The sequence below is a fragment of the Methylobacterium aquaticum genome (assembly GCF_016804325.1).
In the GTDB taxonomy this organism is placed as follows: domain Bacteria; phylum Pseudomonadota; class Alphaproteobacteria; order Rhizobiales; family Beijerinckiaceae; genus Methylobacterium; species Methylobacterium aquaticum_C.
Map to the genome: position 1 here is coordinate 3,624,527 of NZ_CP043627.1, position 20,367 is coordinate 3,644,893.

Consider the following 20,367-nt stretch of genomic DNA (forward strand, 5'->3'; position numbering starts at 1 on the left):
GGCGGGAGGAGAGCCGCATGAGGGCCGGCGGCTCACGATGAGCCGTGTGCGGCGCGTCAACGGAGGCTGCGACGCTGGCGGCGGGATTCACGGGGGCGGTCACGCCTTGTGGCCGAGTTCGTCGCAGCTGCGCAGGGAGCGCTCGTCCGGCCCTTCCGTGCCGAGGATCGTGAAGACGTCATCGGGGGTCTTCATGGTCTTCGACTTCGATTCGACGATCAGCACCGACTGGACCGACTGGTGGTCGCACTTCCGGAAGCTCTGGGGTCCCTTGTAGAAATCGGCCTTCAAGGCCTCCATCGCGGCGATGACCTTGTCGGTCTCGACCGAGCCCGCGGCCTTCACGCCTTCCAGCACCGAGCGGACGCCGGCATAGCCGAGCGCGCCGTAATCCGACGGCACGGCGCCGTTATAGGCGGCGCGGAAGCGGTCGTTGAACGCCTTCGCGGTCGGTACGCTGTCCTCGAGACGCCAGTAGTACGAGGTGCCGCCGATCACCCCGTCGAAGGCGTCGCCGCCGGCCTTGCGGGAGGTGAAAAGGAGAACCGGCGCCACGAGCTTGGTGTTGCGCTTCAGGCCGAACTCGGTGGCCTGCTGGATCGACACGACCTGATCCCGGCCGAAATTGCACAGGCACAGCACGTCGGGCTTGAGCGCGGCGATCCGAGGCAGGAAGGCCGAATAGTCGGAGGCGCCGATCGGGTGGCGGATGTCGGCCACGACCTCGATCCCGGAGGCCTCGCCTGCGCGCTTGAAGCCGCGCATCATCTCGTGCCCGTAGGCGTAGTCGGCGCTGAGGAAGGCGACGCGCTTGCCCGATTTCGGGAAGACGTAGCGGCCGACCGCCCCGGCGGTCATGTGCGGGTTCAGGGCCTCGTGGAAGGTGGTGCGGCCGAAATCCTTGGCCTCGTTGATGGCGTCGGACTGGCTGATCGAATTGTAGATCACCCCACGCTCGCGAGCCACGTTGTTGATCGAGAGCGTCACCGCCGCCGAGAGCCCGCCGACGAGGAAGTTAACCTTGTCCTTCTCGATGAGTTCGAGGGTCCGGGTCGCGGCCTCCCCGGGATTGAGCTTGTCGTCGCGCACCAGAAGCTCGGCGTTGCGACCCTGGAAACCGCCGGCGTCGTTGAACTCCTTGATCGCGAGTTGGGCCGCGCGGACCTGATCGTTCGCCTCGGCCCCGAAGGCGCCGGTCAGCGGCGTCGGGAAGCCGATCCGGATCGGGCCCCCTTGCGCCGAGGCGGAGCGCAGGAATGCCGGGGCGGCGAGCGCCAGCGCGGATGCGGCGGCGCTACCCTGGAGCAGCCGGCGCCTGTCGAAGCCCGTTCCCATCCCGTCGTTCCCTCCGTGTGGCGGTGCGTGTCCTCGTCGGGACCGGCCTCGTTCGGGTGGGCCGGTTCCCGGAATCGGTCAGATCAGGCCGAGCGCCTCCAGGATCACCTCCGGCGTCACCGGCTGGCGGGAGACCCTGGCCGTGAAGGGGCGGAGAGCGTCGTTGATGGCGTTGACGACCGCCGCCGGGGCGCCGGCGGTGCCGGCCTCGCCCGCGCCCTTGGCGCCGAGCTCGGAGGAGGCCGTCGCCGAGACGACGTGGGCGACCTCGATGTCGGGCATCTCGACGGCCATCGGCACGAGGTAGTCGGCCATCGAGCCGTTCAGGAGCTGACCTTCCGCATCGTAGAGGCAGTGCTCGAACAGCGCCCCGCCGATCCCCTGGACGATGCCGCCGCGAATCTGCTCGTCCACGAGGAGCGGGTTGAGGACAGTGCCGCAATCCTCGACGCACCAGTGCTTGAGGAGCTTCACGAAGCCCGTCTCGGTATCGACCTCGACGTAGGAGGCCTGCACCCCATTGGTGAAGGCGAAGGGGTAGTCCTTCGGAACGTAGTGGCGGGTCGCCACGAATTCCGGCTGCACCCCCGGCGGGAGCGTGTCGGGCCGGAAGTAGACGATGCGGCCGAGCTCGGAGAGCGCCATGCGCTCGGTCCCGGCGTCCCTGTCGACCACGGCGCCGTCGCGGATGTCGAGGCTCTCCGGATCGGCCTGGAGGATGGCGCCGGCCACGGCGAGGACGTTGGCGCGCAGCGCCTTGCCCGCCTGCCACGCCGCCTCGCCGCCGATGCCGGCGCCGCGGGAGGCCCAGGTGCCGCCGCCATAGGGCGTCGCCTGGGTGTCGCCCGAGATGACGCGGACCGTCTCCATCGGCACGCCCGCGGCGGTCGCCACGATCTGGGCGATGATGCCCTCCGTGCCCTGACCCTGCTCGGTGACGCTCACCGAGGCGACGACCCCACCCTGGGGGTCGAGGCGGATCGTGCATCCGTCCTGCGAGGAGATGCGCGCTCCGCCGACCCCGTAGAAGGCCGCCGAGGGATTGGTGATCTCGATGAAGGCCGCGAGCCCGATGCCCCGGTGGATCCCCTTCGCGCGCAGCCTGGCCTGCTCGGCCCGCAGGCCGTCATAGTCCATCATCGCCTTGAGCTTGGCGAGCGCCGCCTGATGCGAGAGCTTCTCCAGCTTGATCCCGGAGACGCCGGCGCACGGGTAGGCGTCGTCGGGGATGACGTTGCGCTCCCGGATCGCCAGCGGATCGAGCCCGAGTTTCGCCGCGCCGAGATCGACGAGCCCCTCGGCGACCATGGTGGCGATCGGGTGGCCCACCGCCCGGTACTGGCAGGTCGGCGCCTTGTTCTGGAGCACGACGCGGGCGCGGGCGCGGTAATGCTGGTGGCGGTAGGGGCCGCCCGTGAGGTTCACGACCTGGTTCGCCTCGACCGCGCTGGTGCGCGGATAGACCGAGTAGGGGCCGATCCCCGTGAGGTCGTCCATGTCGAGGGCGAGGATGTCGCCCTCGGCCGAGAAGGCCATCCGGGCCGTGACCCGGTGGTCGCGGGCATGGATGTCGCTCTGGAAGCTCTCCAGCCGGTCGGCGACGAACTTCACCGGGCGCTTCAGCATCAGCGCCAGCGCGCAGGTCGCCATCTCGTCGGGGTAGATGTGGACCTTGATCCCGAAGGAGCCGCCGACATCCTTGCAGATCACCCGCACCCCACCCTCGGGAAGCGAGAGGTGCTTGCACAGGATGTCCTGCATCATGTGCGGCGCCTGGAAGGAATGGTGGACGGTGAGCATCCCGTCCGCCGCCGCCCAGTCCGCCATGATCGCCCGGGGCTCCAGGCAGACGCCGGTGTGCCGGCCGAACCGGTAGGTCTCCTCGACCACCACGGCCGCCCCGCGGAAGGCCGCATCGACCTCGCCCACGTCGAGGACGCGCTCGAAGGCGAGGTTGTCGCCGAGCGCGGCGTGGATCGGCGGGGTCTCGGGGTCCAAAGCCGTCTCCATGTCGACGACGGCTGGCAGGGGCTCGAACTCGACGAGGATGGCGGCCAGCGCATCCTCCGCCTCGGCCCGGCTGCGGGCGACGACCGCGCAGAAGGGCTCGCCGACCCAGGTCACCCGGTCGATCGCCAGAGCGTGCTGGGGTGCCGAGCGCAGGCCCTTGAAGTGGCCGAGCACCCCGATCCACGGCGTGCAGACCTCCGCGAGTTCGCGGCCCGACACAACCGCGATCACGCCGGGCATCGCCTTCGCGTCGCCGGTCTCCAGCGAGACGAGGCGGGCATGGGCGTGGGGGCTGCGCAGGAAGGCGACGTGGCCGATGCGAGAGGCCGCCACGTCGTCCACGTAGACGCCGCGGCCCTCCAGCAAGCGCCTCGCGTTCGGGCGGGGGACCGAGCGGCCGATATAGCTGTTCGGCCGGTCGAGGAAGGTGAGGCCGGGGGCGTCGCGGCTCATTCGGCGGTCCCCCGGCGGGCCTCGGCCGTCGCCGCGATGGCATCGACGATGGCGTGATAGCCGGTGCAGCGGCAGTAATTGCCCGAGATCGCCGCGCGGATGTCGTCCCGCGAGGAGCATGCCTCCTCGTCCGCCAGCAATTCAGCGGCGGTCACCAGCATGCCGGGGGTACAATACCCGCATTGCAAGGCGTTGCGGGTGTGGAAGGCATCCTGCAGGTCCTTGATGCGCCCGCTCTCCGTCAGCCCCTCGACGGTCTCGACGGTGGCGCCGTCGGCCTGCACCCCGAGGATCAGGCAGGAGCGCACCGCGCGCCCGTCGACCAGGATGGTGCAGGCACCGCAGACGCCGTGCTCGCAGCCGAGATGGACCCCCGTCAGCCCGAAGGAGCCCCGCAGCAGGTCGCCGAGATGCATCCGCGACGGGACCCGGATGCGCACCGACTCGCCGTTCAGGGTGAACGCGACCGCGTGCTCGCGGTCCGGGCTCTCAGATGCCATGGTGGCTCTCCTCCGAGACGGAGCCGTCGCGCATCCGCGCCGCCACGCGGCCGAGGACGACGCGGGCGAGGTGAAGCCGCGTCGCGGCCTTGGTGACCGGATCGTCCGGCGGGTCGAGTTCGTCGCCGAGGGCGGCCTGTGCGCCGGCGACGTCGCCCGCCTCGATGGCGGCGGCGGCCTTCACCGCCAGGACCGGCCGGTCGGCCACGCCGAAGAAGGCGAGGCGAAGCTTCGTGAGGCCGGACTCGCCGCGCTCGGCCGTCGCAGCGAGGCCGACGAGGGCGTAGTCGCCGTGGCGGCGGGACAATTCCTCGAAGCCCCACACGGCGTCGGGGCCCGGCACCGGAAACTCGACCGCCGTGACGATCTCGCCGGGCTCCAGCGCTGTCGTGTAGAGGCCAAGGAAGAAATCGTCTGCCGCGATCCGCCGCTCGGCCTTCGGGCCCTGCACCAGGATGGTGGCCCCCGCCGCCAGGCAGCAGGCGGGCCACTCGGTGGCGGGGTCGGCGAGCGCGACGGAACCGCCGATCGTACCGCGGTTGCGAATCGCCGGATGGGCGATGTGCGGCAGGGCGGCGGCCAGCAGCGGCAGGCGATCCCGGACGAGGGCGGTACCGACGTCCCGGTGGCGGGTCATGGCGCCGATCCGCACCACGCCGTCCGCCTCCGAGACGCCCGCAAGGCCGGGGATCGCGTTCAGGTCGACCAGCAGGCCAGGGGTGGAGAGCCGCATGTTGAGGGCTGTGACGAGGCTCTGGCCGCCGGCGAGCGGCACGGCGTCCGTCCCGTGCTCGGCGAGCAGGGCCAGCGCGGCGTCGAGGGACGCCGGGCGCGCATAGGCGAAATCAGGCGCCTTCAAGCGCTCGCCTCCTCCCGATGGGCTTGCTCCAAACCGTCCCGTGAGACAGGCTGGATGCCCTTATTGATCGTTCGCTCAATAGAAGGCGAAAACGGGATGGCGTCAAGGCGGTCGGCGGGTGGGGACGAGGGCATGCCGACCGGCCGGCGGCTCAGCCCGGAGGCGCGGGAGCGCCAGATCGTCGAGGGGGCGGTCGCCTATTTCGCCGAGGTCGGCCTCGACGGGCACACCCGCGAACTGGCCCGCCGGCTCGGCATCACGCAGCCACTGCTGTTCCGCTACTTCCCAACCAAGGCGGCGCTGATCGAACGCATCTACGAGGAGGTCTATCTCAACCGCTGGGATGCCGGCTGGGAGTTAACGGTGCGCGACACCGCCCTCCCCTGCCTCGAACGCTTCCGGCTGTTCGAGATCGATTACCAGCGCCGGATCGACGATTACTCGTGGCTGCGGATCTTCGTCTCGGCGGGGCTGAAGGGTTTCGACTTGCCGAGCCGCTACCTGGGACTCGTCCGCGAGCGCATCTTCGCGCCGCTGCTTGAAGGGATGCGGGCCGAATCGGGCTTGCCGAGCCCCCAGGCGCAACCGCTCTCGGCCGACGAGTTCGAGCTCCTCTTCGGAATCCACGGCGCCCTCGTCTATGTCGGCCTGCGCTCGCGGGTCTACGGCATCGACGGCATAGCCGACCGGGACGCCGTGCGTGCCGCGATGCTCGACGCCGCCCTGCCGGGACTGCTCGCCACCCATCGCCGGGTGGTCGCGGCAGCCGCCTCCGGGACGGAGCGGCGGTGACTTCCCGGCGCCCTGCGCCCGAGCATTTTTCGCCGAAGCGGATACCGGCTCGCCACAGAGAATGCGGCAAGAACAAAGACCTAGAGCAGCGCCCGATTGCAACGCGATCGGGCGCTGCTCTAGTCTTCAGGCCAGGAGGATCGCGCCATGGCTCAGGAAGTCGCACCGGCGGGGGCGTCGCTGCCGCCGCACCTCGCACAGGAATTTATCGAGGCCCGCACGAATGGCTGCGTCGGCACGAGGCTTCTCTCGGAGGATGCCCGTTGCCGGGTCTGGACCATCGTCCTGCCCCCCGGCGCCCGTATCGGCTTCCACACCCATGTCCTCGACTATTTCTGGACGGCCGTGACCGCAGGCCGGGCCCGCTCGCATTACGGGGACGGCCGGGTCGCGGAGGTCGATTACGAGGCGGGCGACATCCAGCACTTGTCCTTCGCCGCGGGCGAGTCGATGACCCACGACCTCGCCAATGTCGGGAACACCGAGCTGATCTTTACGACCGTCGAGTTTCTCGACAGCGCGAATCCGCCCCTCGATCTTCCGGCCGCGACACGCGCCGAGGCGACCCGCCGGGCGGCCTGAGCAGGGTGGCCTGAGACCGTGTGCAGCGGGCCCGTCCGGTCCCCGTTTCGGCCGGCATCGCCTCACCCGAGGGCGACGTCCGGTGGGACCGCGGTCCCGGCAACGACCTCCTCGAGACTGCGGAACCGTTCCGCCGCCAGCCGCTCCGCCGCCCCGTGCTGCTGCGCCTGGAGATAGGCGCCGAGATCCCGCCCCCGCGCCACGATCGCCGCGCCGTAGGCGCATCGGCGGCGATCGAAGGCCGCGAGCGCCGCCCCGACGTCGCCGGCCTCCGCGTCGAGGGCGTCCACCAGGGCGGCCGCGTCCTCCATCGCCTTGGTCACGTCCATCCCAACATGCGGACGGGCGACAAAGGCGGCATCGCCGAGCAGTGCGACGCCGCGGGCTGGAACCATAGTCGGGGTCTCGATGTCCAGGATGGCCTGGAGGAACGGGTTGTCGGCCCGCAGCATGACCTCGGTGAACGGCGGCGCGAGGATCCGCTCCGCGTCGGCGCGCATGCCGGCCAGCACCTCGGCCTTGATCCGGCCGGGCGGGATCGAGAGCGCGTGGCGGACCCCGCCGGTATCGGTCAGCAGCGCGTTGAGCGCCGTCTCCGGGGTCGGCCTGTACCAGACCGCGTTGAACCTGCGCTTGGCCTCGATCCCTTCCTCCCGCCCCGAGACGGGATAACCGAGAATCTGCTCGCCGGGAGGCAGACAGAACGCGAAATGGCCGCAGATCGCCTCGCGGGTCTTCGGCGAGAGTGCCGCTTCGTCCACGACCGCGCGCCACGCCACGTAGCCCGCATAGGCCGGCGCCACGGTCGGCAGGAACTGGCTCCGCACCATCGAGAACTGTCCGTCGGCACCGACGAGGAGATCCGCCGGGACGCGGCAGCCATTGGCGAGACATGCGACGACCTGATCCCCCTGGTGCGCGACGCTCGAAAGCGCTGTGTCGTAGGAGATGCTGTCCGACGGTAGCGCATCGAGCAGCAGGCGGTAGAGGCGCCCCCAGCCCGCGAGGATCTGCGGCAGGCTCCGCTCGGCGATCACTTGCCCGTCCCGGTCGAGGACTCTGCGGCCCTCGACGGTCACGCCGAGATCCGCCGCGCCCGCCGGGCTGCCGCAGCGCGTCAGCACCGATCGGAGACCCGGATGCGTGACGATCCCCGCGCCGCGGCCCGCGAGCGGGCCCGCCGAGCGCTCGAACACACGGACGCCATGTCCGCTCCGCGCGAGCAGGCACGCCGCGGTGAGTCCGGCGATCGAGCCGCCGATGACGGCGATGTTGAGTGGCTTCATGCACACCTCGAACCCGGACAACGGCCCGGACCGCGATCAGCATGCCTCAAGCCCCCTTCACGGCCAAGGCACATGCGAATCAGCCCACTCTGTCCTCCAGGTCCGTTCGCGAGTGCAGCGGACGGGAAGGCAGCATGCGAAGCTACGCCGCCGCCGATCGGTTCAGTCCGATCGGCGGCTCATTGTCTTGCAAGAGTTCACTGACCGGACGTGAAGCGCTTCACATGCTGTCTGCAGCGGCTATCCCAGCGGGCATGTGGGCCGCCATCGACCAAGATCCCGATGGTGTGATCAGCCCACATGCCGCTTGTTCAGCAATGCGTGAGGGACGAATCCGGTCGGGTGCTGCACCTTCTCCACCTCGCTCTCGACCACGGGCTTGTCGGGCGCGATCACGGCGCCGGAGATCCCGCTCCGACGAAAGCACCGCCCAGTCGCCTCGTGACTGCCATGGCCCTCGACGCCTCGGCTCTCGCGAGCCCCGTCGCGAGCGGCGCGGGACTGCTCCTCGCGCGAGACGCAGAGCGCCGTAGGGCCGAGACCTGTTGCCAGCGAGGCCCGGTGGACGCCCTCACGCATGGCGAGGGCGAAAGCCGATCGCCAAGGCGATGCCGGCCTGGTGGCGTTGATCGCGGGCTCCCGGGAGAAGACTCGGATGAGGCGTTGCCCGCCATCCGCAAGCGCGGCTTTTCCGCGTTGCCGATCGCTTCCGTACCGTACGCCCGGGGCTGATCCCATCGAGGCATCCAAGGGCCAAGTACGGCCATCGCTCATCACGCAGAAGGCGACTTGGCTCCAACTCTTTCGGCTTCGCGCCATATCCGGCTGCCTTATGAGACAACCTCCTGGCAGGGCTGCCCCACAGAGGCGAAGCTGTCGTGCTGGGCTCAGGATGCCCCAGGACCAATGGGGCAGCGCAGGGGCATCCGAGGCAGCAGGACGCCCCTCGAACGCGCTGTATGACGCACCTGGCACGTCAGCACTGGGTGCCCTCCCCCACGCGGGGTGACGGCGCTTCCTGTCATGCGTGCGCCGTCAACCCTGCCGCGTTCGTCTGCCCGTGGTCGGCTCGAACATGCGCGGTATCGATCAGGCCCTTGCAATGGCGATGCAGACCATGACCCTGGAACCACGGTCGTGCCAATGGCGTAGTTCCGCTTCCTCGGCGGCGCACGTCTAGCACCGGTTTTCGGCGGCGGTACCCAGCCCAGGTGCCTCCAGCCGATCAGGTAACAATCTTTGGGAGAGAGTCGTTGAGCTTGTCGAATGCATTTGCACAAGGCGTTTCGTTGATCGGTGGAGCCGCGTCCAGGCTGCGGCGATTTCGCGATGGCAGCTACGAACCTGCCTGGGGCAGTGCGCCCACCATTCCGACCGCGAAGCCGCAGGGCCGGCTCATGACGCTGAAGATGCCCTCGGCACGCGGGTGGTCACCGGGGCAGCTTCCGGTCGCTGCTCCCGGCCTGAAGGTCAATGCCTTCGCCACCGGGCTGGACCACCCCCGCTGGCTTCATGTGCTCCCGAACGGGGATGTACTGGTCGCCGAATCATCCGGCGAGCCGCGCAAGGTCATGCGGCACCTGTTCGACCACGCCATGACCGCAACGATGAAGCGCGCCCGCGCCGCGGGGGTGAGTGCAAACCGCATCACGCTGCTGCGCGACACGGATGGTGACGGTGTGGCGGAGACGTGCGAGCCGTTCCTCACGGGCCTCAGCCAGCCGTTCGGCATGGCCCTCGTGGAGGACAAGTTCTACGTCGGCAACACCGACGGCATCTTCGTATTTCCCTACGCCGAGGGCACCACCAGGATCGCCGGGCCGGGCCGCAAGCTGGTCGACTTCAAGCCGGGCGGCCATTGGACACGCAGCTTGCTGGTCAGCGCGGACGGGAGGAAGCTGTATGCCGGCGTCGGCTCTCTGAGCAACATCGGCGACGACGGCATGGCGGTCGAAGAGGGCCGCGCGGCCGTCTACGAACTCGACCTCGCCAGCGGCAGGAGCCGCATCTTCGCCTCGGGACTGCGCAATCCTGTCGGCCTCGCATGGGAACCAAGCACGAACGTGCTGTGGACGGTGGTCAACGAGCGCGACGGGTTGGGCGACGAGACGCCGCCGGACTATCTCACGTCCGTGCAGGATGGTGGGTTCTATGGCTGGCCGTACTCGTATTGGGGGCAGACAGTAGACGACCGCGTGCCGCAGGACGCCGCCGCCGTCGCCCGCGCGATCACACCGGACTATGCGCTGGGCGGCCATACCGCATCGCTGGGTCTTTGCTGGATGCCGGCAGGAACGCTGCCAGGCTTCCCGGATGGCATGGCGATCGGGCAGCACGGCTCCTGGAACCGCAGCACGTTGAGCGGCTACAAGCTTGTCTTCGTGCCGTTCGAGAACGGGCACCCGTCCGGCCCGGCTCGCGACATCCTGTCGGGGTTCCTGGCGCCGGACGAGAGTGTCTCGTATGGCAGGCCGGTTGGCGTCACGCTCGGTCCCGATAAGTCGCTGCTGATGGCCGACGACGTCGGCAACGTGGTCTGGCGTGTGACCGGGGCCTGACTTCGGCCTCGAGGCTGCAAGGCGGTGCCCCTGCTCCGTCTCATTTCTGATGGGCCTAGCGAGGTCCAGCACGAGGAGATCGGCGGGGGCGGCCTCGACAGGGCAGCCTCCCTCATCGACCCGGATCTGAGCTGAAAGCGCCCTGCCCTGCTGGTGCGAAAGACCTTTTTTCCAGCTGCGCTCGGAGCGTGCTAGATCGCTCTCTGGGGCTCCGAGATCACCGCCGGCTACCGACCAGCTGGACCAGCGCGCCCGCGCCTGACGGCTTCCGTTAAACGGAAGCGCCGGGGGTGGACGACGGATAGGATGCAACTACCCTTTGTTCTCCTCGCGCGAACTATGCGCCACTTTCGGACCTTCTGCCATAAATCCTGGAATGCCTGCTCTTTGCTCGCAAGCGGTCTCTGCACGGAGTGGTCGAGCCAGGAGGTTACAAGATTTTAAGGGCAGGAGCGACGCGATCCCGCCCAGGCCAAGGCCGGCGATGGCGGAAGCACACGTATCGAGGAGTTACGACCTCGTCGACTGGTGCCTTCGGTCCCAACGAAGGATAGACACGTACTGCTGCGATGATTCAGGAAGACGGAACGTCCCCTTCGCTTTCATCTCGCTATGCAGCATTGCGCGGGGTTCAGCATCTCAATCTTCTTGGGCGATGACTGGGCTGGAGGCAGTGGCAAGGCGGACGGCGCCTCGCCTTGGAGAACGAAGCGGGGTCGGGTCCCGGAATTCGTTCACCTAGAGCACTTCACGATCGCGTTGCAATCGCGAAGCTCTCTAGGTCCTTGATTGTGCCGCATTTTCTGCGACGAACCGGTATCCACTTCGTCGGAAAATGCTCCAGGACGCCTGCCGCCATCATTGGAGATCCGGTCGGGTGTCCTGCGCACGCCGTAAACGCCAAAGCACGCTGTCCTCGGGCGGGATAATGTCCGACACGGTGACCAGGGCGCCGGCGGCGAGCGGCTGAGCGAGGCGGCAGCCCGGCAGGAGGTAGTAGGGCAGCGCAGCATCCGGGGCGAGCGTTCGGGCCGGGCGAAGCTCCGGCGCGATGCCCGGGAGGGCGTGCCGCTCGGCCAGCGCGAAGATCTCGCCCGCCGCGAAGGCCCGCTCGGTCCGGGCCACGAGGTCGAGGCGCTGGCGCACGTCGGCACCCCCGGTCGAGCGCCCGTCGCGCAGGGCCGAGAGGACCGAGATCGGCGCCTCGACGCCGAGCAGATGGACGGGATTGTGCAGTAGCAGGTAGCGACCCTCGCCGCAGCCCGGGATACCCTTCTGGGCGAGCAACCGCCCGGTGGCACGGTCGGGCGCCTCGACGACGACGAAGGTGCCGCCCGCGAAGCTGATCTCGTCGGGCCGGCGCAAGCAGGCGAAGATCTCCACCACGCCGGTCCGGGTAAGCAGGCCACCCTCGTCCCGCGGCCGGAACAGGCGCGGCAGCTCGATGGTGCGCGCTACCGGCGCGTGCAGGCCCGGCCGGTCGACTCCGAGGCCGCAATGGTTGGCGACAATGCCCATCTCGCACAGATCCGGCACCGTGCCGACCGCGAGTCCCGGCACGACCCGACTGGGCAGACAGGCGAGGAGGTCGGCGCCCTCGAAGAGCGGCGCGTAGCCCGCGACCGGCACGCGCCGGCCCCAGGCCTCGACCGTGCCGGCGGCCGGATCGAAGACGTAGTCGGATTCGGTCGACTTGCCCGCCGCCACGACCGGCAGGCCGAGGGCGGCGGCCCGGGCGATCAGCCCCATGACGAGGCTCGGCTGGTCGCCGTCGACCGGAGTGTGGACGAGGCCGGCCTCCCGCGCCCGCGCGGCGAGCAGCGGCCCGACGACGATCTCCGCCTCCTTGGTGACGAGGGCGGTGGCGTAACCCGATGCGGTCGCCGCCTCGGCGATGGCCGCCGCCGCCTCCGGCAGCCCGGTCGCCTCGACGACGATGTCGAGGGGCAGGTCGCGCAGCAGGTGGAAATCCTCGCAGACCGCGACCCGCCCGCCCTCGACCGCCGCCAGGATCTCGCTCCGGCTGCCGCAGGCCGTGACCTCGTCGCGGGCATAGCCCGCCTGCGCGAGGGCGCGCTGCGCCCGTGCGAGGTCGCGGTCGCAAACCACGCTCAGCGTCAGCGCCGAGATGCGCCTCACCTGCGCGGCGAAGGTGGCGCCGAACTCGCCCGCCCCGACGAGTGCGACCCTGTACCCCGCGCGAGCGGGCCCGGCGGCGAAGGTCTGCGGTCGGTTCATCGCGCTGCTCCCCATCGTCTCGCGTCGTCGCGGCGCATCCGCCCCGGTCACTGGACCAGCCATCCGGCGCGGGTGATGGTGTCGCGGCCCCGCTGCTCGTCAGCCCGGATGAAGGCCGCGAACTCGGCGCCGGCGAGAAATCGGCTGGTCTGTACCGTGCGCTGGATGTAGTCGCGCCACTCGGGCGTCTCGTGCACCCGCCGCAGCACATCGGCATAGTAGGCGACCGCCTCGGACGGGACCTTGCCGGGCAGGAACACCGTGCGGGGCATCTGGTACTGGTCGATGGTGAGCCCGGCCTCGCGGCAGGTCGGGATGTCGGCCCAGCCGGCCGTCCCCGTCACCTTGGCGGAATCGGTGAGGCGGGTGGGCGAGAACACGCAGAGCGGCCGCACCAGACCGCCCTTCCAGTGACCGATATTCTCGTTGGGGTTGTTGACGTTGGCGTCGACATGGCCGCCCGCGAGCTGGATTCCGGCCTCGCCGCCGCCCTTGAACGGCAGGTAGGTCACTTGCGCACCGGCGGCGGCCTCGATCTGCTTGACCAGGATTTGGTCGGTATCCTTGGCCTGGCTCCCGGCGAACTTGACCGCGAAGGGCGCGGACCGCGCCGCTGCCACGAACTCGGCGATGCTCCGGTGGGGCGAGCCGGCATGAACCCAGATCAGGAACTCGTCGACGGCGAGCGCCGCCACCGGGGTCAGATCACTCGGCTTGAAGGCGAGCTTGGCGACGAGGGGCAGGAGCCAGGCATTGTTGGTGGCGAAGACGAGCTTGTGCGGATCGCCCGCCGATGTCCCGCCATAGACGAGGCCCTCGGCGCCCGAGCCGCCGCCCTTGGTGACGACCACCGTCGAGACCTCCATCAGCCGGTGCTTGGCGATGATCGACTGCACGGTGCGGGCGAACTGGTCGGTGCCGCCGCCCGGTCCCGAAACGGCGACGAACTCGACCGTCTTCGCCGGCTTCCACGATGCGGCAGCCAACCCGCAGGAGGCGGCGAGCATGGCCGCCGCGGCCGCGATCCGTCTGAACATGGATGGTCCTCCCGAGAGCCGGATCTCTGATGGACCCGTGCCTGGCATGGGCCGCGAGGATCGCGGCACCGGGCGGACGTGTCAATTGTCTTCTCGACGGATTGCATGTAATTTACGCCATCATAGGTGTATCGTGGGGACTATGGCGGTTGCATCGATGAAATTGCATGGGATCGTCGATGAAACGACGGAGGAGCGAGCGCATGGGCGCACCACCGAGGGGGCGATCGAGCAGCTCCGGAGCCTCATCGTCGGCGGTACGCTGGAGGCCGGGCGGCGCATCCCGGAGCGGCTCATCACCGAGCGGACCGGCCTGACCCGCACCCCCTTGCGCGAGGCGCTGAAGGTGCTGGCCGCCGAGGGGCTGGTGCGGCTTGAGCCTAACCGCGGCGCCGTCGTGGCGGCTCTCTCGGTGGCCGAGATCGAGGCGACGCTGTCCGTCCTCGGCGGGCTCGAGGCAATGGCGGCCGAGCCGTGCTGCGCCCGCATCGACGCGGCCGATCTAACGGCCATCACGGCCCTGCACGAGGAACTCGCCGCCCATCACGCCGCCGGGGCGCTGATGCCGTACTTCGCGGTCAACCAACGCCTTCACCAGGCGATCGTCGACGGCGCCGGCAACCCGGTGCTGTCGCGCCTCTACGCCACCGAGAGCCGGCGCATCCACCGCTACCGCTTCGCCGGCAACCTCAATCCGGTCCGGTGGGCCGAGGCCGTGCGCGAGCACGAGGACGCCTTGCGGGCGCTGACGGCGCGCAACGGTCCGCTCCTGCGCGAGATCCTGCGCGCCCATCTGGGCAACGGCTGGAGGGTCGCCAGAGCGGTTCTCCAGCGCGAACTGGCCGAAGCCCCCTCCCCGCCGCCGCGTCGCCGCCGCGGAACTCCAGCTCCCTGAAACTCCCGTACGCCCACTTTACGCACAGCGCCAACTATGTTCCTGTATGCAGGAATAAAGAATGACGTCGAGTGCTGACTGGGCACGGCGTCACCCGATGCGGCAGCCGGACGCCATCCGGCACCCCTCGAACGACCAGGGAGGACGCGATGACGTTCACGCGGCGAATGCTGGCCTGTGCGCTCGGCGGCGCCGGACTGCTGGCAGCCTGCCTGCCGGCAGCGTCCGAGCCGTCGATCCGGGCCCGTCTCGGCACCAGCCTGCCCGACGCCCACCCGCAGACGATCGGCGCGCGGCGTTTCGCCGAACTGGTCGCCGCCCGCACCAACGGACGCATCACCGTCGCGGTCTACGCGAACGCCGCCCTCGGCTCCGACGTACAGATGACCTCGGCCCTCCAGGGCGGCACCCTCGATTTCACGGCGCCGTCGACCGCGACGCTCGCCAACCAGATCAAGGCGTTCGGCGTCGTCGGGCTGCCGTTCTCGTTCGCCAGCGAACGCCAGGCCGACGCAGTGCTCGACGGGCCGTTCGGGCAGTCGCTCCTGGCGCGTCTGCCCGAGCGCAAGCTCGTCGGCCTCGGCTTCTGGGAGAACGGGTTTCGCAACGTCACCAATTCGCGCCGGCCGATCGAGACTGTAGCGGATTTTCGCGGATTGAAGATCCGCACGATGCAGAACAACCTCTACATCGACATGTTCAACGGGCTCGGCTCCAACGCCGTGCCGATGGCGGTCAACGAGCTGTTCACCGCGCTCGAGACGAAGGCCGTGGATGCGCAGGAGAATCCCTACACGGTCGTCCACGCGCAGAAGTTCTACGACGTCCAGAAGTATCTCTCGACCACCGGCCACGCCTACGACGCCCAGGTGCTGCTTGCCGGGCAGCCGTTCTGGAACCGGCTCGCCGAGGCGGACCGCGCGACGATCACGGCTGCGGCCCGGGAAGCGACGCTGTTCCAGCGCGAGACCAGCCGGCGCCTGAACGGCGAGCTGCGCGAGACCCTGGCGCGCGAGGGCATGCGGATCAACGACGTGTCGGCCCCCGAGCGCGAGCGGATGCGCCGGGCGCTCCAGCCGGTGCGGGAGAAATACGCCGCGCAGTTCGGCCCCGAGCTGGTGGCGGGCTTCGACGCCGCCCTCGCGGCCGCGGCTCCCTGACCCCCTCCCCGCCACGTCGACCACCACTCCTCGGACGCCCCCCATGGACCTGCAGCGCATTCTCGTGCGGCTCGTCGAGAACCTCCTGATCGGGGCCTTCGTGGTCATGATCGCGATGGTGTTCGGCAACGTCGTGCTCCGCTACGCCTTCAACTCCGGCATCACGGTGTCGGAGGAGGCCTCGCGAATGATCTTCGTGTGGCTGACCTTCGGCGGCGCCTTCCTGGTCGCCCGCGAGGGCGGCCATCTCGGCGTCACGAGCCTGGTGAGCCGGCTCGGCCGCCGCGGCCGGCTGGCCTGCCGCGTCGCGGCCGAGGGGCTGTCGCTCCTCTGCATGGCGCTGATGGCGGTCGGCTGCTGGCAGCAGGCCGTGCTCAATCTCGACAATCTCGCCCCGGTCACCGGCGTGCCGCTGGCGATCAACTACGCCGCGGGCCTCGCCTGCGGGCTCGGGATCGGCGCCATCAACGCGATCACCCTGGTGCGCCTCCTCGCCGGCCGGGTGCCCGACGACGCCCTCGTGGTCGGGGTCGAGTCCGAGGACGTACTGGCCTACGAGGCCGCCAAGGCGGGAGCGAACCGGTGACCGTCGCGATCTTCCTCGGTTCGCTCCTCGGGGCGATGGGGCTCGGCATGCCGATCGCCGCGGCGCTGCTTGCCTGCGGCGTCGCCCTGATGCTGCATCTCGGCACGTTCGACGCCCAGATCCTGGCGCAGAACGTCGTCAACGGCGCCGACAGCTTCCCGTTGATGGCGGTGCCTTTCTTCATGCTCGCCGGCGAGCTGATGAATGCCGGCGGCCTGTCGCGCCGGATCATCGCGCTGGCGCTCGCGCTGATCGGGCATCGCCGCGGCGGCCTCGGCTACGTCGCCGTCATCGCCGCGGTGATCCTGTCGAGCATCTCGGGCTCGGCCGTCGCCGATACCGCGGCGCTCGCCGCGATCCTGCTGCCGATGATGCGCCAGGCTGGCTACCGGATGGATCGCAGCGCCGGGCTGATCGCCGCGGGCGGCATCATCGGCCCGGTGATCCCGCCTTCGATCGGCTTCGTGGTCTTCGGCGTCGCCGCCGGGGTCTCGATCACCAAGCTCTTCCTCGCCGGCATCGTGCCGGGCCTCATCATGGGCCTCGCCCTCGTGATCACCTGGTGGCTGGTCGCCCGCGACGAGCCGTCGGCCCGCGAGACCAGGGCAAGCCTGCCCGAGATCGGCCGCACCCTGCGCGAGGGTGCCTGGGCGCTCGGCCTGCCGGTGGTCATCATCGGCGGCATGAAGGTCGGCGCCTTCACGCCGACAGAGGCCGGCGTCGTCGCGGCGGTCTATGCCTTCGCGATCGGCGCCTTCGTCTACCGCGAGCTGGCACCGGGCGACATCCGCCCGGCGCTGCTCGGGGCGCTCAAGACCTCCTCGGCGGTGATGTTCCTGGTCGCGGCCGCGATGGTCTCGGCCTGGCTCGTGACCATTGCCGACATCCCGGCCCAGGTCGCCGCCATGCTGGAGCCGCTCGCCGGCAACAAGCTGATGCTGATGATCGCCATGATGGCGCTCGTCGTCGTGGTCGGTACCGCCCTCGACTTCATCCCAACGGTGCTGATCCTCACTCCGGTACTGATGCCGGTGGTCAAGCAGGCCGGCATCGATCCGGTGTATTTCGGGGTGATGTTCATCATCAACAACGCCATCGGGCTGCTGACGCCGCCGGTCGGCGTCGTGCTGAACGTGGTCTGCGCGGTCGGCAACCTCTCGATGGATCGGGTGATGCGCGGCGTCACGCCGTTCCTGATCTCCCAGATCTTCGTCCTGATCCTGCTGATCCTGGTGCCCGAACTCGTCACGGTGCCGGCGAAGTTCCTCTACGGACGCTGACCCGCACCGACGAGAAGCCGAGAAAGACTCCTGGAGGAACCCCCATGGGCACGACACGCAGGACCCTCGTTACCGGCGCGGCATCCGGGCTCGCCCTGTTCGCCATCGGCCGACCGGCCTCGGCCCAGGCCACCCGCCTGCGCCTCGCCCACCCGCACCCGGAAGCCGACAGCTGGCACAAGGCCGCGCTCCTGTTCGCCGAGCGGGTCAAGGAGGGAAGCGGCGGGCGGCTGACCGTGCAGATCTACGCCAACGGGGCGCTCGGCTCGGACGCCCAGACGATCGGCCTGGTGCGCGGCGGCTCCCTCGAACTCTGCCTCACCGGCAACCCGTTCTTCACCGGGCTGGCGCCGCGGCTCAACGTCCTCGACCTGCCGTTCCTGTTCGCCAACCGCGCCCACGCCGCGGCGGTCCTCGACGGCCCGATCGGGGACGGGCTGCGGCGCGAGCTGGAGGGGGCCAACATCAAGGCGCTCGCGACCTGGGAGGTCGGCTGGCGCAACCTCACCAACAACCGCCGCCCCGTCGCGACCCTGACCGACCTGCGCGGCCTCAAGATTCGCACCACGCCGAACCCGGCCCATATCCGCGCATTCCAGCTGATGGGCGCAGTACCGACGCCGCTGGCCTTCACCGAGTTGTTCACCGCCCTCGAGACCGGCACCGTCGACGGCCAGGAGAATCCGGTGACGCTGATCCTGAACGCCAAGTTCAACGAGGTGCAAAAGCACATCTCGCTGACCCGCCACGCCTTCACCAGCGCCCCCCTGGCGATGAACAAGGCGAAGTTCGAGGCGATGCCGGCCGACCTGCGCGGGGTGCTGGAGGCGGCGGCGCGCGAGACCGCCCGCGCGCAGCGGCGGATGAACGAGGACACCGAGACCTCGAGCCTCGAGGCCTTGCGCAAGAGCGGGATGCAGGTCGTCGAGGCGCCCGATCGAGACTCGTTCTCGCGCGCCTGCGCTGCCGAGGTCGAGAAGGAATTCGTCGCCAAGTACGGGACCGAGACCCTGGACGCGATCCGGAAGGCCGCGGCCTGATGCGGATCGTCGACCTCTCGATGCCGGTGGCGCCGCATTTCCGCTGGCCGGTCGAGCTCACGGTGCGGGGCGACATCGCGGCGGGCGACCAGTTCCGCGTCAGCCGGCTCGTCACCTCCTGCCACAGCTTCAGCCACGTCGACGCCCAGGCGCACGTCATCGCCCACGCGCCCACCATCGAGGCGACGCCGCTCGATCGCGTCGTCGGCCCCTGTCGCGTTCTCGACCTGCGCGACGCAAGGCCCGCGGAGCCCCTCGACGCCGCGCGCCTCGCCGCTGCCGATCCCGGCGGAGTCGAGGGCGAGATCCTGCTCCTCGCCACCGCCTGGGATCGCCACCGCGACCCCGGCACCCGGGAGTTCTGGACCGATGCACCCTTCCTCACCCGCGACGCCGCCGAGTGGCTCGCCGAGCGCCGGCCGACGGCACTTGCCTTCGACTTCCCGCAGGATTTCCCGATCCGCCTGCTCCTCGACGGTATCGCGGTGCCGTTCTCCGAGCACGTCACCCACGATATCTGCCTGCGGGTCGGGATCACCTTGATCGAGTACATGGTGAACACCGCGTCGCTTACCGAGCGGCGGGTGCTGCTCTCGGCCGCGCCGCTCCTCGTTCCTGGCGCCGACGGCGCGCCGGCGCGGATCTACGCGATCGAGGGACTGGGCGTGTGAGGGCCGTCCGGCCCGGGGCCCCGCCGCGTCCGATCGCGGATCCTCGATTGACCGTGAGGTTCCATGCCGACGACCTATGACGGTCCCATCGTCGACGCCCATCAGCATTTCTGGGAACCCGACCGCAACCCGCACCCCTGGCTGCGGCCGGGCGTCCGGATCCCGTTCCGGTACGGCGACTACGAGGCGATCAAGCGGCGCTACCTGCCGGACGGTTACCGGCGCGACGCCGGGCCCCACCGCATCGCCGCCAGCGTCTACGTCGAGACCGAATGGGACCCCGCCGATCCGATCGGCGAGACGGTCTACGCCTCCGGCCTCGCCCGGCGCTGGGGCCTGCCGAACGCGATCGTGGCCCAGGCCTGGCTCGACCGGGAGGACGCCGCCGCGGTGATCGCCCGCCAGGCGGCGGAGCCGCTGGTCCGCAGCGTGCGGCACAAGCCGGGCGGTCCAGCGCGTCCGGGCGAAGCCGGCCATACGCTGATGTCCGATCCGGCGTGGCGCGCGGGCTTCGCACTCCTGGCCGGGCACGGGCTGCATTTCGACCTCCAGACCCCGTGGTGGAACCTCGACGAGGCGGTGGATCTGGCCCGCGACCATCCCGGCACGACGCTGATCCTCAACCATGCCGGCCTCCCGGCGGAGCGCGACCCGGACAGCCTGGATGCCTGGCGGGCCGCCATGGCCCGGTTCGCCGCCTGCCCGAACGTCGCCGTCAAGGCATCCGGACTCGGGCGGCCCGGCCACGCCTGGACTGCCGCGGCCAACGGTCCGGTGGTGCGGGCGCTCATCGACCTGTTCGGAGCCGAGCGGACGATGTTCGGATCGAACTTCCCGGTCGACAGTTTGTGCGGAACGCTCCCCGACATCATCGCCGGGTTCAGGGCCATCGTGGCGCCCCTCGCTGCCGAGGAGCAGCACGCGTTCTTCTGCGGCACGGCGCGACGGGTCTACGCCTTGTCGGAGTGATCGTCGTCATTCCTGTATGCAGGATGATTGCATGCAGATAGTGTCGGTGGCATGACGGAATGGCAGTGCCCGGTGGTGCGAGCCGCGCCGCCGATGAGGCTCATTCCCTTTCTCCC

General features: G+C 69.8%; 17 protein-coding genes. 10 read left to right on the forward strand and 7 right to left on the reverse strand.

What is annotated here, in order from left to right; all coding sequences use genetic code 11:
* Window positions 1-99 precede the first annotated feature (99 nt).
* The 4 genes from F1D61_RS16420 to F1D61_RS16435 form a co-directional block, all read right to left on the reverse strand.
* Window positions 100-1,335 carry an ABC transporter substrate-binding protein gene (locus F1D61_RS16420; RefSeq protein WP_203152776.1) on the reverse strand — a complete coding sequence of 412 codons (1,236 nt, stop codon included), beginning with the start codon at window positions 1,333-1,335 and terminating at the stop codon, window positions 100-102.
* Between the two features lie 78 nt (window positions 1,336-1,413).
* The gene (locus F1D61_RS16425; RefSeq protein ID WP_203152777.1) at window positions 1,414-3,798 is read right to left on the reverse strand and encodes a xanthine dehydrogenase family protein molybdopterin-binding subunit; all 2,385 of its coding nucleotides are present in this window, start codon (window positions 3,796-3,798) and stop codon (window positions 1,414-1,416) included.
* A complete protein-coding gene (locus F1D61_RS16430; RefSeq protein ID WP_203152778.1) occupies window positions 3,795-4,298 on the reverse strand; it encodes a (2Fe-2S)-binding protein in 504 nt (167 codons plus the stop codon). Before F1D61_RS16430 ends, F1D61_RS16425 begins: the two co-directional genes overlap by 4 nt.
* Window positions 4,288-5,157: an FAD binding domain-containing protein gene (locus F1D61_RS16435; protein WP_203152779.1), complete on the reverse strand. Its 870-nt coding sequence runs from the start codon at window positions 5,155-5,157 to the stop codon at window positions 4,288-4,290. Before F1D61_RS16435 ends, F1D61_RS16430 begins: the two co-directional genes overlap by 11 nt.
* Before the next feature lie 132 nt (window positions 5,158-5,289).
* On the opposite strand from F1D61_RS16435, the gene F1D61_RS16440 reads away from it, so the two are divergent.
* Both F1D61_RS16440 and F1D61_RS16445 read left to right on the forward strand, forming a co-directional pair.
* Complete coding sequence (locus F1D61_RS16440; RefSeq protein ID WP_246775373.1) at window positions 5,290-5,949, forward strand: TetR/AcrR family transcriptional regulator; 660 nt, start codon at window positions 5,290-5,292, stop codon at window positions 5,947-5,949.
* A 147-nt stretch (window positions 5,950-6,096) separates the two neighbouring features.
* Window positions 6,097-6,531, forward strand: coding sequence for a hypothetical protein (locus F1D61_RS16445; protein ID WP_203152781.1), 435 nt, complete (start codon window positions 6,097-6,099; stop codon window positions 6,529-6,531).
* Window positions 6,532-6,593: 62 nt separating this feature from the next.
* On the opposite strand, the gene F1D61_RS16450 is transcribed toward F1D61_RS16445, so the two are convergent.
* Window positions 6,594-7,817, reverse strand: a complete 1,224-nt coding sequence (locus F1D61_RS16450) for an FAD binding domain-containing protein (RefSeq protein WP_203152782.1) — start codon at window positions 7,815-7,817, stop codon at window positions 6,594-6,596.
* A gap of 1,253 nt (window positions 7,818-9,070) precedes the next feature.
* On the opposite strand from F1D61_RS16450, the gene F1D61_RS16455 reads away from it, so the two are divergent.
* Window positions 9,071-10,375 (forward strand): PQQ-dependent sugar dehydrogenase, encoded by a 1,305-nt coding sequence (locus tag F1D61_RS16455; RefSeq protein WP_203152783.1) that lies wholly within the window; start codon window positions 9,071-9,073, stop codon window positions 10,373-10,375.
* 858 nt (window positions 10,376-11,233) lie between these two features.
* On the opposite strand, the gene F1D61_RS16460 is transcribed toward F1D61_RS16455, so the two are convergent.
* Together F1D61_RS16460 and F1D61_RS16465 are read right to left on the reverse strand one after the other, a co-directional pair.
* The gene (locus F1D61_RS16460) at window positions 11,234-12,613 is read right to left on the reverse strand and encodes a flagellar biosynthesis protein FlgA (RefSeq protein ID WP_203152784.1); all 1,380 of its coding nucleotides are present in this window, start codon (window positions 12,611-12,613) and stop codon (window positions 11,234-11,236) included.
* Between the two features lie 47 nt (window positions 12,614-12,660).
* A complete protein-coding gene (locus F1D61_RS16465) occupies window positions 12,661-13,650 on the reverse strand; it encodes a Bug family tripartite tricarboxylate transporter substrate binding protein (RefSeq protein WP_246775374.1) in 990 nt (329 codons plus the stop codon).
* A 157-nt stretch (window positions 13,651-13,807) separates the two neighbouring features.
* On the opposite strand from F1D61_RS16465, the gene F1D61_RS16470 reads away from it, so the two are divergent.
* From F1D61_RS16470 to F1D61_RS16500, 7 genes are all read left to right on the forward strand, one after another.
* Complete coding sequence (locus tag F1D61_RS16470; RefSeq protein WP_203152785.1) at window positions 13,808-14,545, forward strand: GntR family transcriptional regulator; 738 nt, start codon at window positions 13,808-13,810, stop codon at window positions 14,543-14,545.
* Window positions 14,546-14,694: 149 nt separating this feature from the next.
* The gene (locus F1D61_RS16475; RefSeq protein ID WP_203152786.1) at window positions 14,695-15,705 is read left to right on the forward strand and encodes a TRAP transporter substrate-binding protein; all 1,011 of its coding nucleotides are present in this window, start codon (window positions 14,695-14,697) and stop codon (window positions 15,703-15,705) included.
* Window positions 15,706-15,748: 43 nt separating this feature from the next.
* Window positions 15,749-16,291, forward strand: coding sequence for a TRAP transporter small permease (locus F1D61_RS16480; protein WP_203152787.1), 543 nt, complete (start codon window positions 15,749-15,751; stop codon window positions 16,289-16,291).
* The gene (locus F1D61_RS16485; RefSeq protein ID WP_203152788.1) at window positions 16,288-17,571 is read left to right on the forward strand and encodes a TRAP transporter large permease subunit; all 1,284 of its coding nucleotides are present in this window, start codon (window positions 16,288-16,290) and stop codon (window positions 17,569-17,571) included. The genes F1D61_RS16480 and F1D61_RS16485 overlap by 4 nt, the downstream gene beginning before the upstream one ends.
* A 44-nt stretch (window positions 17,572-17,615) precedes the next feature.
* On the forward strand, window positions 17,616-18,611 hold the full coding sequence (locus F1D61_RS16490) for a DctP family TRAP transporter solute-binding subunit (RefSeq protein ID WP_203152789.1): 996 nt from the start codon (window positions 17,616-17,618) through the stop codon (window positions 18,609-18,611).
* On the forward strand, window positions 18,611-19,282 hold the full coding sequence (locus F1D61_RS16495; protein WP_203152790.1) for a cyclase family protein: 672 nt from the start codon (window positions 18,611-18,613) through the stop codon (window positions 19,280-19,282). The genes F1D61_RS16490 and F1D61_RS16495 overlap by 1 nt, the downstream gene beginning before the upstream one ends.
* Window positions 19,283-19,345: 63 nt before the next feature.
* Window positions 19,346-20,251 (forward strand): amidohydrolase family protein, encoded by a 906-nt coding sequence (locus tag F1D61_RS16500; protein WP_203152791.1) that lies wholly within the window; start codon window positions 19,346-19,348, stop codon window positions 20,249-20,251.
* Window positions 20,252-20,367: the final 116 nt, after the last annotated feature.